At 74.1% G+C, this 12666-nt stretch carries 13 protein-coding genes; 5 read left to right on the plus strand and 8 right to left on the minus strand.

The window, feature by feature from the left end; translation table 11 throughout:
* Positions 1 to 235: 235 nt before the first annotated feature.
* Positions 236 to 1450, plus strand: a complete 1215-nt coding sequence (locus ACWCXH_RS28800) for an aminoglycoside phosphotransferase family protein (protein WP_449804395.1) — start codon at positions 236 to 238, stop codon at positions 1448 to 1450.
* Positions 1451 to 1538: 88 nt separating this feature from the next.
* Here the strand turns inward: ACWCXH_RS28800 and ACWCXH_RS28805 are convergent, their stop codons facing one another.
* From ACWCXH_RS28805 to ACWCXH_RS28815, 3 genes are all read right to left on the minus strand, one after another.
* Positions 1539 to 2753, minus strand: coding sequence for an acyl-CoA dehydrogenase family protein (locus ACWCXH_RS28805; protein WP_449804396.1), 1215 nt, complete (start codon positions 2751 to 2753; stop codon positions 1539 to 1541).
* 367 nt (positions 2754 to 3120) lie between these two features.
* Positions 3121 to 3615, minus strand: coding sequence for a hypothetical protein (locus ACWCXH_RS28810; RefSeq protein ID WP_449804397.1), 495 nt, complete (start codon positions 3613 to 3615; stop codon positions 3121 to 3123).
* 822 nt (positions 3616 to 4437) lie between these two features.
* Positions 4438 to 4650: a DUF397 domain-containing protein gene (locus ACWCXH_RS28815; protein WP_359970811.1), complete on the minus strand. Its 213-nt coding sequence runs from the start codon at positions 4648 to 4650 to the stop codon at positions 4438 to 4440.
* A gap of 307 nt (positions 4651 to 4957) precedes the next feature.
* Here ACWCXH_RS28815 and ACWCXH_RS28820 point away from each other — a divergent pair, with 307 nt between their 5' ends.
* Complete coding sequence (locus ACWCXH_RS28820; RefSeq protein ID WP_449804398.1) at positions 4958 to 5497, plus strand: PTS-dependent dihydroxyacetone kinase phosphotransferase subunit DhaM; 540 nt, start codon at positions 4958 to 4960, stop codon at positions 5495 to 5497.
* A 59-nt stretch (positions 5498 to 5556) separates the two neighbouring features.
* On the opposite strand, the gene ACWCXH_RS28825 is transcribed toward ACWCXH_RS28820, so the two are convergent.
* The 3 genes from ACWCXH_RS28825 to ACWCXH_RS28835 all read right to left on the minus strand — a co-directional run bounded on the left by ACWCXH_RS28825 (position 5557) and on the right by ACWCXH_RS28835 (position 7134).
* A complete protein-coding gene (locus ACWCXH_RS28825) occupies positions 5557 to 6045 on the minus strand; it encodes an NUDIX hydrolase (RefSeq protein ID WP_449804399.1) in 489 nt (162 codons plus the stop codon).
* Between the two features lie 28 nt (positions 6046 to 6073).
* The gene (locus ACWCXH_RS28830) at positions 6074 to 6601 is read right to left on the minus strand and encodes a sugar transferase (protein WP_449804400.1); all 528 of its coding nucleotides are present in this window, start codon (positions 6599 to 6601) and stop codon (positions 6074 to 6076) included.
* Between the two features lie 260 nt (positions 6602 to 6861).
* A complete protein-coding gene (locus ACWCXH_RS28835) occupies positions 6862 to 7134 on the minus strand; it encodes a hypothetical protein (protein WP_449804401.1) in 273 nt (90 codons plus the stop codon).
* 328 nt (positions 7135 to 7462) lie between these two features.
* Here ACWCXH_RS28835 and ACWCXH_RS28840 point away from each other — a divergent pair, with 328 nt between their 5' ends.
* Complete coding sequence (locus ACWCXH_RS28840; protein WP_449804402.1) at positions 7463 to 8578, plus strand: polysaccharide deacetylase family protein; 1116 nt, start codon at positions 7463 to 7465, stop codon at positions 8576 to 8578.
* Positions 8579 to 8829: 251 nt separating this feature from the next.
* Here the strand turns inward: ACWCXH_RS28840 and ACWCXH_RS28845 are convergent, their stop codons facing one another.
* A complete protein-coding gene (locus tag ACWCXH_RS28845) occupies positions 8830 to 9606 on the minus strand; it encodes a glutamate racemase (RefSeq protein ID WP_449804403.1) in 777 nt (258 codons plus the stop codon).
* A gap of 57 nt (positions 9607 to 9663) precedes the next feature.
* Here ACWCXH_RS28845 and ACWCXH_RS28850 point away from each other — a divergent pair, with 57 nt between their 5' ends.
* Positions 9664 to 10815, plus strand: a complete 1152-nt coding sequence (locus ACWCXH_RS28850; RefSeq protein ID WP_449804404.1) for a glycosyltransferase — start codon at positions 9664 to 9666, stop codon at positions 10813 to 10815.
* Between the two features lie 173 nt (positions 10816 to 10988).
* Positions 10989 to 11735, plus strand: coding sequence for an SAM-dependent methyltransferase (locus ACWCXH_RS28855; protein WP_449804405.1), 747 nt, complete (start codon positions 10989 to 10991; stop codon positions 11733 to 11735).
* 18 nt (positions 11736 to 11753) lie between these two features.
* Here the strand turns inward: ACWCXH_RS28855 and ACWCXH_RS28860 are convergent, their stop codons facing one another.
* Positions 11754 to 12629: an alpha/beta fold hydrolase gene (locus ACWCXH_RS28860; protein ID WP_449804406.1), complete on the minus strand. Its 876-nt coding sequence runs from the start codon at positions 12627 to 12629 to the stop codon at positions 11754 to 11756.
* Between the last annotated feature and the right edge of the window lie 37 nt (positions 12630 to 12666).

Raw genomic sequence — 12666 nt, forward strand, 5'->3', positions numbered from 1 at the left:
CGCCGGGCACGGCCACGGCAGCTCCGGCCGACCGCATTCCCCAGGGTGCGGACAGCCGGAACACCGCCGACCAGGGGTCGCCTCCCCGCGTCCGTGCCCGGCGCCCGCGCACCACCCACCACCCCGAAGCAGGGCCGCCGTCACGCCAGGAAGCACGGGAAGCACACGGCACCGGCCCTCCCCCGCCCCCGCGGGGCGCACCCGCCGACGGACAGGAAGGGACCACCCTCACCCCATGTACTCCTCAGCGACGACCCCCACGCCGACCGCGACCCGCACCGCGCTGCGCCCCCCCACCGCGGTCGCCGGCCGTCCCGGACCCAAACAGGTGCCCCCGCCGAGCCGCCCCGCGGCCCCGCGCGGCACCGAAGGCCGGTCCACGGACGCCCGGGTTCCGGCCGGCCGTAGCGCGCTGGGGCTGCGCGGCCCCGAGACCGCCCCCCCGACCGGCGGTCGGATCCCCCTCGCCCGCCAGGTCGACGGCCGCGTGCTGCGCGGCCCGCACCGGCCCGGCGCCCCCGCCGGCCCCGAGCGGATCGACCCGTCGGCGCTCCAGACCCCGGCGGTACGGGCCGCGTTGGCGAGCGTCGCGCGGATATGTCCTGCGTTCACCCCGCGCCAGGTGCTGCGCGAGGGCAGCCGCCACATCCTCGTGGCGGGCACCATCGGGCGGGCCCCGGTGGTCGCCAAGTGCCTTGCGCCGCAGGCGGTGCGGAGTGAGTACTTCGAGCAGCTGGTGGCCGACTTCCACCACGAGGTCGCGGTCTACCGGGCGTTCGTCCGGCACCGTCCGCCGGTGCGCCTGCCCCGGCTGGTCGCCGCCGACCACGACCGCTGCGTGCTCGTCCTGGAGCGCGTTCCCGGGCGGCCGGCCGCCCGGGAACGCCACCCCGTCAACGCGCCCACCCCGGGCGAGGTACGGGCCCTGCTCACCGCCGTCCGGACGCTCAACCTGTGGCGGCCGCCGAGCGACGTGTTCCAGCCGCGGCTGGACTACCAGTTGGAGATCGCCCGCTACCACTCGGTCGGCCAGCTCACCGACCGGGACGCCGGCGACCTGCGCGGCCTGCTGCACGGCCTCGGCCACACCCCGCTCCAGCTCTGCCACGGCGACGCCCTGCTCAGCAACATGCTGCTGGCGCCGTCCGGCCCGGTGCTGGTCGACTGGGAGAAGGCCGGCTGGTACCTGCCCGGCTACGATCTCGCGGTGCTGTGGAGCGTCCTGTCCGGCGACACCGCGGCACGCCGCCAGATCAGCCAACTCGCCCAGAGCGGCGGCACGCTGGCCCGAGACGCGTTCCTGGTCAATCTGGTGCTGGTGCTGATGCGGGAGATCCGGCTCTACGACGTCCCGGGGGCGGGCGAGGAGCAGCGGATCATGATCCGTCGGCTCTACGACGACGCCGCACTGGCCCGCCGGGCCGTCCGGGCGGCCGTGGGCACCCGCTGAACGATCGATTCCGGCCAGGCCGTTGCCGCGGGTTCATGGCCGTCACGGCCGGGTTCGCGGCCGAGGCCGCCGGCCGTCGCGGCCCGGTTCACGTCGAACACCCGGGCTCCCGAGGCCGGGCGCCACGCTCCAGGGCGGCCCGGCCGGCGGCCTCCAGCACGGCCTCGTCCGGCGCCAGGTGCACCCGGCTGCTGAGCACGTCCCGCAGGTAGCGCTCCAGCGGGTGACGCCGGCTCAGCCCCGGGTTGCCGGTCAGCGAAACGGCCTGCTGGACGGCGGCCGTCGCCGCCCGGGTGGCCAGCAGGTGGGCGGGGCCGGTCCGGGCGACGGCCTCCGGCTCTCCCCGGTCCACCCTCGCGGCCAGCCCTTCGATCAGCTCCTCGGCGCCGATCAGCTGCGCCTCGATCTCGCCGAGGGCGCAGCGGTAGCGCGGCAGGGCCCCGAGCGGCTCGGTCGGATTGGCCGAAGTGTGCTGGTTGAGGAACCGGACGAGCCAGGCCTGGGCCGCCCGCGCCACCCCGACCGTTACCGCGGAGAGGGCCAGATCGTGCCAGGCGCGGGCGAGTTCGGCCTCCGCCGGCCGGTCCTCCGCACTTGCCCGGTTCTCCGGTCGGCGAGGCCCGGTGAGCCCGAGCGCGAGCTCGGCGGGCACCAGGACCGCGTCCAGCACCACGTCGTGGCTGGCACTGGCCCGCAGGCCGAGGTGGTCCCAGGTCGGGTCGATCTCCAGGCCTTCGCTCTCGCCGCGGACCAGGAACGTACCGACCCGCGGCTCCGGTTCGTCCGTCCGCGCCGTCACCGCCATCCAGGCCAGCGCCTCGGCCCCGGTGCAGTACGTCTTCCGGCCGGTGAGCCGCCAGCCGCCCCCGTCCCGCCGGGCCACCGTCCCCGGCAGCGCCCCCGGCCGGCCGCCGGGCTCCGCGCGCAGCGTGTTGACCAGGGCGGGCCCGCGCCGCGACTCCGTCAGCAGCCGCCGGTAGCCGGCCGTCGGCCAGACCGCCCGGCGGGCCTGCTCGGCGTGCTGGAGCAGCGTGAACGCCGTCACGACCGCCACCGAGGCGTCCCCGCGCCCGAGTTGGGCCAGCACCCGGACGGTGTCCGCGAGCGTGCCGCCCGCACCGCCGTACCGCTGCGCCACGGTGAGGGTGAGCAGCCCGGCCTCGTGCACCGCCTCGACGCCCTGGTACGGGAAGGTCGCGTCCCGGTCGTGCTCCTCGGCGCGGGCGGCGAGCAGGTCGACCACCCGGGGCAGCCCGGCGAGGGCGGCGGCGACGGGCGACGGGTCGGCGGCGGTCGTGGTCATGGTGCGGGTGCCTCCGGGCGGCAGCAGGGGCTCGGCAACTGCGGGCGGCCCGCCGGGCGGGCTCGCGCTGGCGTTCGGCGGCCCGGAGGTCGGGGCCCGGCTCGGTGCGCGGTCCACCCCCGGATCGGCGCCGGCCGCTCGGCCGGGCGCGCTTCGCCGTTCAGCGGCCCGGACACGCCGCGCTGGCGGTGCGCCGCAGGTCCAGATGGCTGCGGCGGGTCAGCAGCGGGAGACGGCGCGACATGTTCGCGACTGTACGAACCGGTGATCGGAACCGTCAAGCAGCGGTCCGACCGTCGGATCGCCCGCCGGGGCTGCGGACCGACGCCGGACGGGCAGCGGACGAACCACGGACGAACGGCGGTTTTCAGCCCTGCTGGAACATGTCCGCGGGGAGCGGCTTCAGGAGCTGATACAGGTCGTCCGAAATCGGTCGGTCCCAGGAGGCGATGGTGACCTGGACGCCGTCACTGCGGCCGAACTGGGCGCAGAACACGCGCTCCTCGCTGACCTTGACCTTCTTCACGATCAGCAGGTCGTCCCCGAGCATCACCGGGAAGTCCTCGGCCGAGACGAAGTCGACCGGCTCGTCGTTCTCCAGCGCCGCGAGCAGCTGCCGCACCTCGAAGGGCACGTTGTCGCCGGTGTCCCGGGCGGGAGAGCCCTCCGGGAGGTTGCCGATGAACATCGCCGGGCCTCTGCCGCCGAACAGGTCGTAGCGCAGGAAGATCCCCTGGCAGGAGCCGTCCGGGCCGGTCATCATGGCCGCACCGAAGTCGCCGGGCCAGTCGCCCGGGTCCATCGCGAGCACGTCGAAGTCCGGGCCGGCGGGCTGTCCGGAGCGACGGCGGAGAAAAGACATGGGAACATCGTACGTGTCCGGCACACCACGCTCGCGGGGTGGGTTGGGACACCGATGGGAGATCCACGCTCAGAGACCAATGTTGACTCTGAGCAACCGTCCGGGCTACGTTCGGTTCAGCACGACAGCCGTTCTGGGTTTCACCCTCCGGGGGGACGGCATGTCGCAACGCGGCCCTACACGCGTATCCCTCACTGTGCAGATTGTCGTGCCGATCCGCCGAGCACCCAGCTTCGTCGTCGCACACAGCACAGCCACACAAGCCAACAGTTCCATGCAGTTCCATACAACAAGAGCCAGATCCGCGGGGCCCCGGCCCGTCGCTCCCGTGGATCTGCTCGGGACGCCGCCGCGTGGGGGCGTGCGGGTCCCGAGCACACGGTGCCGTCGTCCGAGTCGCTCTCGGCTTCGGCGCCAGCCTCCCGGCGACTGCCGGCCCCTCGTGGGCCGGGACCGGCCGACGCACCCCGGTGCGCAGGGGACTACTGGGAGGATGGCCTGGCAACGCTGCCGGGCCGCACAGCAGGCGCCGTGTCTGGCCGCGTGGGGGCGGTGGGCACGGCGTCTGCCTGTGCTCATACTCTGAGCTGCGTTTGTCTAACAGTCAACAGAAATTCTGACGAGGCACGATCAATAGATCATCGGTTGTGATGATCGCAAACGAGATCAGCCCTGCAGCCGGCCCTGAAAGCCGGCCCCGCGGCGGCTGCGGGAAGGGCCCGGGAACGGCTTGGCGACGGCTTGGGGACGGCCCCAGGAGCGCCTGTGGGGCGAACCCCCGCCTCCGGGCCGCCCCACGACTCCTGCCTCGTCCTCCCGGGCTCAGGTGAGGTCGAACTCGCCGTCCCGAGCCCCGAGCACGAAGGCCCGCCACTCGCCCGGCGTGAAGACCAGGACCGGCCCGTCCTCCTGACGGCCGTCCCGCATCCCGATGTACCCGTCCACGAACGCGATCTGGACGTCCCCGACCCCCTGGCTGCTGCACAGCCACGTCGCGCCGGTGAAGTCCACCCGGGGCTTGCCGCTGGGCGCCAGCCCAGGTCCCGCACCGGCTCCCTGGGCGCCGGCCGTCTCCACGTCAGTTCCGCTGTTCGATGCCACTGCTCGGTCTCCTCCCGACGGCTTTCCCGGCCAGCCTAGCCACACCCGCCCGGCCCGGTCAGCGGGTTGACGAGGTCTCCCCCTGCGCGGGGACGGGCTAGGCCTGACGGGTGGTCGAGCGTGTCCCCCCGGCGGGGCCGTGGCCAGCTGCCAGAGTGAGGAGGACCCCCGAGCCAACCCTGGCCCCCGATCCGACGCCCCGAAGCAATCCCCCCGATCCAACCCCTGCAGGGAGCAGCCGATGAGCCGCCGGGACGGCGCCCGCGCCGATGTCATCCCCATCTCCGACGCCCCCTCGGCCCATCCCCCGGCGCCCCGCACCCCGCCCTCGCGCACCCTGCTGCCCCGGCCGACCCCCGGCCGACCGCCCACGCACGGCCGGGTCGGCATCGTTCTGGTGTCCCACAGCCAGGAACTGGCCACCGCCGTCCGCGCCCTCGCACTCGCACTGACCGAATCCGACTCCCCCGCCCCGGTCGCCGCCACCGGGGGCGACCCGGGCGCCGGCCCCGGCATCAGCGCCGTCCTGGTGGCCGCCGCCACCCGCCGGGTCGACCAGGGCCACGGGGTGGTCGTGCTGGCCGACCTGGGCAGCGCGGTCACGACCGTACGGGCCCTGCTCGCCGACGCCGACGAGCACGGACTCCCGTTCCCGGTCCGCTTCGCCGACGCGCCGTTCGTCGAGGGCACGGTCGCCGCCGTCGCGACCGCCACCGCGGGCGGCGACCTCGCCGCCGTCCTGGACGCGGCCGAGGAGGCCTACCGCCAGCACAAGGGCTGAGGTTCTGGCGCAAACCGATCGGTGGGCGAACCGGCCGGCCGGTCTGCGATCGGCGCCGGCTAGGGGCGCTCCTTGCCCTCCCACGAGAAGAACGCCGGACCGTCGCACTCCAGCGCGTGCCGCAGCCGCTCGTGCTCGAGCTCGGTCATCGGCGGCAGCGCGTCCAGCGTGAACCAGCCGACCTCCAGCGACTCGTCGTCGTTCACCCGCGCCTCGCCGCCGATCGCCCGGCAACGGAAGGTCAGCACCAGGTACTGCGTCACATCGCCGTTCGGGTAGGTCACCGGCTCCGTCACGGACACCGAGGCGAGCAGCTCGGGCACCGCCACCACGCCCGTCTCCTCCAGGACCTCGCGCACCACACCGTCGGCAGGCTGCTCCGCGGGGTCGAGGATGCCCCCCACCACCGCCCACCGCCCGTCGTCGGACCGCCTGGCGAGCAGCACCCGGTCACGGTCGTCCAGCACGACGGCCGCGACGGCGCTCAGCCAGAGCGGGCGGTTGCCCACCACGGAACGGAGCTCGGCGAGAAACTGAGGAATGGCCATGAACCGCAGCCTACCGAGACGAGGCGATTCAGCGGAGCGGCCCTACGGGACCACCGTCCGAGCACAGCAGCGCCATGACGGTCAGACCGAGGATGCGCAGGTCCAGCCCGAGCGAACGGTGCTCGACGTACCAGAGGTCCAGCTCGGCCCACTCCGGGCGGCTCAGCCGGACGGACGGCCTACGGGCCTGGAGCTGTGCCCAGCCGGTGAGGCCGGGCCGCACGGCCAGCCGGGCGCGCTCGCGGCGGTCGTAGCGGACCGCCTGCTCCGGGCGCGCGGGCCGGGGCCCGATCACCCCCATCTCGCCGCGGGCCACGTTCCACAGCCGGGGCAGCTCGTCCAGGCCCGTCCGGCGCAGTAGTTCCCCGAACCGTCCGCGCTGGTCGGTCCGGAAGCGCAGGACGTGGAACACGCGGCCGTGCCGGCCCGCCCTGGGCTGGCGCAGGAGCACCGGCCCGCCGGCCGTCCAGCGCAGCAGCACGGCGATCGCCAGCGCCAGCGGCACCGCGACGATCCCGGCCAGGGCCGCGACCGCGAGGTCGCCGCCGCGCTTCATGATCCGGGCACGGGTCTGGCGGGATCAGACCCGCCAGCCTCGGCGCTGCCGCTCATCGCTCCCCCTCCAAGAGAACGCATTCACGGTAAGGGGAGGTTTGAAGGCGTCGCCCGGGAATGGTGGAAGAAGGGGGGAACGCTTTACCCGAGCAGCCGAAATCCAGCCGCTTCGGCGGCTTTTGCCGAGTTCGCCGAGTTCGCCGAGTTCTGCGGGTTCGGCGCGTTCCGCGTTGGTTCGGGTCGCGGTGTTCGGGCCGGTGTTCAGAGTGCGGTGCCGCGGCGGTACCGCAGCAGCCCGAAGGCGATCCGGCCGAGCAGCAGGACCCCGGCCGCCAGGCAGCCGGCCACGGCCATCGCCCACGCCGGACCGTCACTGTCCGGAACGATCACCGCGACGACGATCCCCAGCGCCAGGCAGGCCAGGCCCACCACCGCCAACGGAATCTGGTGGGTGACCAGGGCGCCGCCGCTCCAGGCGCGAGCCATCCGGGTCGCACCGTGCAGGTGGGAGGGATCACGGTCCGCATCTGCCATGAGCCCAAGGTACCCCGGCCGGGCGCCGGGGGCAGCCCGCACGCAGCGACGCCCCCGGCACTCGGCACGGTCTTCACACCTGCCGTGAACATGCAATTCACCTCCACATTCAGTCCACGAAAAATCCTCGCCCGCCCAGCACAACCATCCAGCGGGGGCGGGGGTCTCCACTACATTGAGCGATCCAGGAGCCGTCCGTGGTGCGGGTGTTCGTCCCCCCGCCGCAGACCGGAATACCCAGGGGGCGGAGCCGCCGCCCACTGGAGTCGGAGGCCGGGCTCCGTCCTCCGACGGTACCGCCACGCCGCTCGGCGACCGAGGGGGAACCGTGCCGCATTCCCAGCCCACCACGTCGATGTCCGCCATGCCGATGTCCGCCGTGCCGATGTCCGTTTCGTCGATGTCCGTTTCGTCCTTGTCCACCGCGTCCTTCACCGCCACCCCCGGTGTCCGCGCGCTGGCTCCGTTCGTCGGCTGCCAGGGCGAGCCGCACGGCGACTGGTCGCACGGCGCGTCCACCGGGGCGCGGCGCCGGAACGAGCGCTTCGACTGGCTGCGGTTCGCCCCCGTCCAGCCGGTCTTCCGCGCCCGCGCCGCCCAGCGGCTCGCCGTCCTCGCCTACCACGGCGTCACCGACCCCGGTTCGTTCGGCGCCCAGCTCGACCGGCTGCGAAGACTCGCCACCCCCGTCTCCCTCACCGCTGTCCTCCAGGCCGTCACCGAGCAGCGGCCGCTGCCGCCGCGCAGCGTGCTGGTGACCTTCGACGACGCCGACCGCAGCGTCCTCACCCACGCACTGCCGGCCCTCGACGCCCGCGGGATCCCGGCCGCCGCGTTCGTCATCTCCGAGCTCATCGGCACCGAGCGGCCGTTCTGGTGGCACGAGGCCGACTTCCTCGCCCGACACGGCGGCCGCGCCCGGTCCCTCGACTCCGGACACCCCTCCCAGCTGCTCCCCCGGCTCAAGGCCATGCCCGACCCGGACCGCCGGCGCAGCCTGCACGAGCTCCGGGTCAGCGCCGACCGCCGCCCGCCCGGCCAGGAGCAGCTCACCCCCGCCGACCTGCGGGCCCTGCGCGACGGCGGCGTCGCGATCGGCAACCACACCCAGGGGCACCCGTGCTTCGGCCGCTGTGACGACGACACGGTCCGCGCCGAGATCACCGGCGCCCACGAGGCCCTCACCCAGTGGCTCGACGAGCCCCCCATCGCCTTCGCCTACCCCGACGGCGGCCACGACCCCCGCGCCGAAACCGTCCTGCAGGAGCTCGGCTACCGCCTGGGCTTCCTCTCCGACCACCGCCTCGGCCCGCGGATCCCCTCCCACCCGCTACAGATCAGCCGCCTCCAGGTCGACTCCACCACCAGCACCCGCCGCTTCGACACGATCCTCTCCGGCCTGGAACCGGCCTACCGCCGCTGGCGGCGCCAGCCGGTCGGGTAGGGGCGGCGAAGGCGCGAGTACCGGGGTGTGAGGAACGTGAGTACCGGGGTGCGAAAAAACGAACAGGGTGGCCGAAATCCCCTGCGCCTCTTCCTGTCGCGCGTGGGCTGGTCCGCCGTTCCGGGTGAGATGGCGGCGGCCCGTGCGCGGGCACGGGAAGCCGACGGGCCCGACGCTGCAAGTCGACTCGGCCGGCTTGCAGCGCCACACCGCAGGCGGCTCGGGCCCACAGAGAGACCGCGAAAGCGGGACTACACCGCCAGGGTCGGGGCCACCAGGGTGCGGGACTCCGAGTAGAGGGTCGCGGCCGGCGGGAGGGCGGCGGGGACCCCGGCGTGGAGGACCGTCGTGGTGCCCGTTCCGCTGCGGTCCGGGTCGGCGACGCGGCGCAGGGCCTGGGCGGCGACCGCGTCGGCGGAGCCGTGGAAGGCGAGGTCCGGGGCGGCCGTGGCGGCGACGGCCGCGCGGATGCGGTCGGCGACCAGCTCGTAGTGGGTGCAGCCGAGGACGATCGCGGACGTGCCGGCGGGTGTCCGGGCGGCGGCGTCGGCGATCGCGGCGGTGATCGCGTCGTCGTCACCGTGCTCGACCGCGTCCGCCAGCCCGGGGCAGGCCACCTCCGTCACGTCCGCCGTGCCGCCGAAGTCGCGGATCAGCCCGCGCTGGTAGGCGCTGCCCGTGGTGGCCGGGGTGGCCCAGATGGCGACCGGCCCGCCGAGGGCCGCCGCGGGCTTGATGGCCGGGACGGTGCCGATGACGGGCAACGCGGGTTCGAGCTCGGCCCGGAGGGTGGCGAGCGCGTGGACGGAAGCGGTGTTGCAGGCGATCACGAGCGCGTCGGGTTCGAGCGCGGCCGCGGCCCGGGCGCAACCGAGCGCGAGCTCGGTGACCTCTTCGGGCGTGCGCGGACCCCACGGCATGGACGCCGGGTCGGAGGAGAGCACCAGGTCGACGTCCGGGCGCAGCTTGCGCAGCGCGGCGGCGGCGGCCAGCAGGCCGATTCCGGAGTCCATCAGTGCGATCTTCACGGGGCAAGACTTTAGTCGATCCGCCCCTCGGGGCCCGTTCTGCGGCAGACTGCCGAGGTGACCGTCCTGCTGTGGATCGCCGTGTCCTCCCTGCTGGTCTGGCTCTGGCTGGCGTGCTGCCACGGGTCGTTCTGGCGCACCGACGTGCGGCTTCCGCCGCGCCGGCCGCCGGTGCGCTGGCCGCGGGCGGCGATCGTGGTGCCGGCCCGCGACGAGGCGCAGGTGCTGCCGGTGAGCCTGCCGACGCTGCTGGCGCAGAAGTACCCGGGGCGGGCCCGGGTGATCCTGGTGGACGACCACAGTTCCGACGGCACGGGCACGCTGGCCGCAGAGCTGTGGGCGATCGACGGCCTGGAACTGACGGTCACCACGCCTCCCCCGCTGCCGCCGGGCTGGACGGGCAAACTGTGGGCACTGCGGCACGGCGTGGAACTGGCCGGCCCGGACGTGGAGTACCTGCTGCTGACGGACGCGGACATCGCACACGGCCCGGACTCGCTCGCGGAGCTCGTGGCGGCGGCCGAGAGCAACGGGCTGGACCTCGTGTCCCAGATGGCCCGGCTGCGGGTGGAGACCGGCTGGGAACGGCTCATCGTGCCCGCGTTCGTGTACTTCTTCGCTCAGCTGTACCCGTTCCGCCGGAGCAACCGCCCGGGCGGTCGGACGGCGGCCGCGGCAGGAGGCTGCTCGCTGGTGCGGCGGGAGGCGCTGGAACGGGCGGGCGGGGTGGCCGCGATCCGGGGAGCCGTGATCGACGACGTGTCGCTGGCCCGCGCGGTGAAGGCGTCGGGCGGGCGGACGTGGCTCGGCCTCGCCGGGGAGGTGGACAGCGTCCGGCCGTACCCGCGGCTGGAGCAGCTGTGGCGGATGGTGTCGCGCAGCGCGTACGCCCAGCTGCGGCACTCACCGCTGCTCCTGCTCGGGACGGTGCTCGGGCTGGCGCTGGTGTACCTGGCCCCGCCGGTGGCGACGGTGACCGGGCTGGTGGCGGGGGCTCCGGCGGTGGCGGCGGCGGGCGGGGCGGCGTGGGCGCTGATGGGCGGCACGTACCTGCCGATGGTCCGGTACTACGGGCAGCCCGCTCCGGCCGTGCTGCTGCTCCCGTTCACGGCGGCGATGTACCTGCTGATGACGGTGGACTCGGCCGTTCAGCACTGGCGCGGGCGGGGAGCGGCCTGGAAGGGCCGGACGTACTCGCAGCAGGCCTGACCGGTGCGGGGGCGGTCCGGCTGGGAGGACGGTCCGACTCCGGGAGTGGTCCGGCTGCAGGGGCGGTCCGACTACGGGGGCGGTCCGGCTGGGAGGATGATCCGGCTGCGGGGACGGCCCGGGCCCGGCGCAAATGCGAGCGCGACCGGCCGCCGCGGATCCATACTGCTCGGATGGACCGTCAACGGCTCTCCCGTCTCGCCCATGCCCGCCACCCGATCGCGGCGCCGCTCGCGGACGAGTCGGTGGCCCGCCTGCTGGAGCGCGCCACCGGCCACACGGAGGCCGGCCGGATGCTGGACCTGGGCTGCGGGGAGGGCTCCTGGCTGGTCCGGGCGCTGGCCGCGCGCCCGCGGTGGCGGGCGGTCGGGGTGGACCTCGACGCGGACGCGCTGACCCGGGCCCGGGAGACGGCGGACGCGCTGGGCGTGGTGCGCCGGCTCGGCCTCCACCACATCGACGCGCGGGAGTTCGGCTACGGCGAGCCGTTCGACCTGGTCCTCAACGTCGGCGCGACGCACGCGTTCGGCGGACTGCTTCCCACCCTGGCCGCCGTCCGCACGCAACTGGCCCAGGGCGGACGAGTGTTGATCGGCGAGGCCTTCTGGGAGCGCGAGCCGTCCCGAGCCGCACTGGAGGGGCTCGGCGCGGACCGGGACGACTACGCGGACCTGGCGACCACCACGGACCGGCTGACGGCGGACGGCTGGACGCCGGTTGACGGGCACGTCAGCAGCCAACAGGAGTGGGACGCCTACGAGTTCTCCTGGACGGGCACCCTGGCCGAGTGGGCGCTCGACCACCCGGACGACCCCGACGCGACCGCCGCCCGCGAGGCCGCGGACCGGCACCGCGCCGAGTGGCTGCACGGGTACCGGGGCACGCTGGGATTCGTGACGTACCTGCTGCGGCGGGACTGAACTCAAGCACTGCGTACGTCACTTCTGAGTGCGAGCGAGGAAGTCGTCGATCAGCGGGGCGATTTCGGGCAGCTTCTCCTCGAGCGCGAAGTGCCCGGTGTCGAGGACGTGCAGCTCGGCGTCGGGCAGGTCGCGCAGGTAGGCGCGGGCGCCGGCCTCCGTGAAGAACGGGTCGTTGCGCCCCCAAACGATCAGCGTGGGCGGCTGGTTGGCGCGCAGCCACTCCTGCCAGGCCGGGTAGAGCTCGACGTTGGAGTGGTAGTCGAGGGCGAGTTCGACCTGGATGTCCTTGCGGCCGGGCACGTCGAGGAAGTGCTGGTCGAGCGTCCAGCCGTCAGGGGCGACCAGGGTGGGATCGCCGGTACCGCCCTCGTACTGGCTGCGGGTGATGTCCAGGGTGAGGATCGCGCCGGCCCGTTCGCCGGCGCCCTCGACGCCGTGCCGGTTGGCGATGAACTCCCTTGCCTGGTCGGAGAGCCCTTCGTCGTAGGCATTGCCGTTCTGGACCACCAGGCCGGTGATCCACTCGGGCCGGCGGGTGGCCAGACGCAGCCCGACGGGGGCACCGAAGTCGAAGACGTACAGCGCGAAGCGGTCGAGGCCGAGCGCGAGGCAGAAGCGCTCGACGACGTCGGCGAGGGTGTCGAAGCGGTAGCGGAAGGCATCCGGCGCGGGGCTGTGGCTGTGGCCGAAGCCCGGGTAGTCGGGGGCTATCAGGCGGTAGCGGGTGCCGAGCGCGTCGAACAGCCGGGCGTACTGGTGCGACGCGGACGGGAAGCCGTGCAGCAGGAGGAGGACAGGGGCGTCGGCCGGGCCGGTTTCGCGGTAGAACACGCGCAGGCCGTCGAGATCGACGTGGCGGTGGTGGACGTGCGGGATCGTCAGCTCGCTCATGCTAACCATTAAACAGCATATGAATGGTTAGGAGCAT

This window comes from Kitasatospora sp. NPDC001660 (assembly GCF_053596725.1).

Coding starts and splice junctions, on each gene's coding strand:
- ACWCXH_RS28830 (WP_449804400.1), bottom strand. CDS start 6,601: ATGAAGCGCGGCGGCGACCTCGCGGTCGCGGCCCTGGCCGGGATCGTC.
- ACWCXH_RS28820 (WP_449804398.1), top strand. CDS start 4,958: ATGAGCCGCCGGGACGGCGCCCGCGCCGATGTCATCCCCATCTCCGAC.
- ACWCXH_RS28810 (WP_449804397.1), bottom strand. CDS start 3,615: ATGTCTTTTCTCCGCCGTCGCTCCGGACAGCCCGCCGGCCCGGACTTC.
- ACWCXH_RS28800 (WP_449804395.1), top strand. CDS start 236: ATGTACTCCTCAGCGACGACCCCCACGCCGACCGCGACCCGCACCGCG.
- ACWCXH_RS28855 (WP_449804405.1), top strand. CDS start 10,989: ATGGACCGTCAACGGCTCTCCCGTCTCGCCCATGCCCGCCACCCGATC.
- ACWCXH_RS28860 (WP_449804406.1), bottom strand. CDS start 12,629: ATGAGCGAGCTGACGATCCCGCACGTCCACCACCGCCACGTCGATCTC.
- ACWCXH_RS28835 (WP_449804401.1), bottom strand. CDS start 7,134: ATGGCAGATGCGGACCGTGATCCCTCCCACCTGCACGGTGCGACCCGG.
- ACWCXH_RS28825 (WP_449804399.1), bottom strand. CDS start 6,045: ATGGCCATTCCTCAGTTTCTCGCCGAGCTCCGTTCCGTGGTGGGCAAC.
- ACWCXH_RS28805 (WP_449804396.1), bottom strand. CDS start 2,753: ATGACCACGACCGCCGCCGACCCGTCGCCCGTCGCCGCCGCCCTCGCC.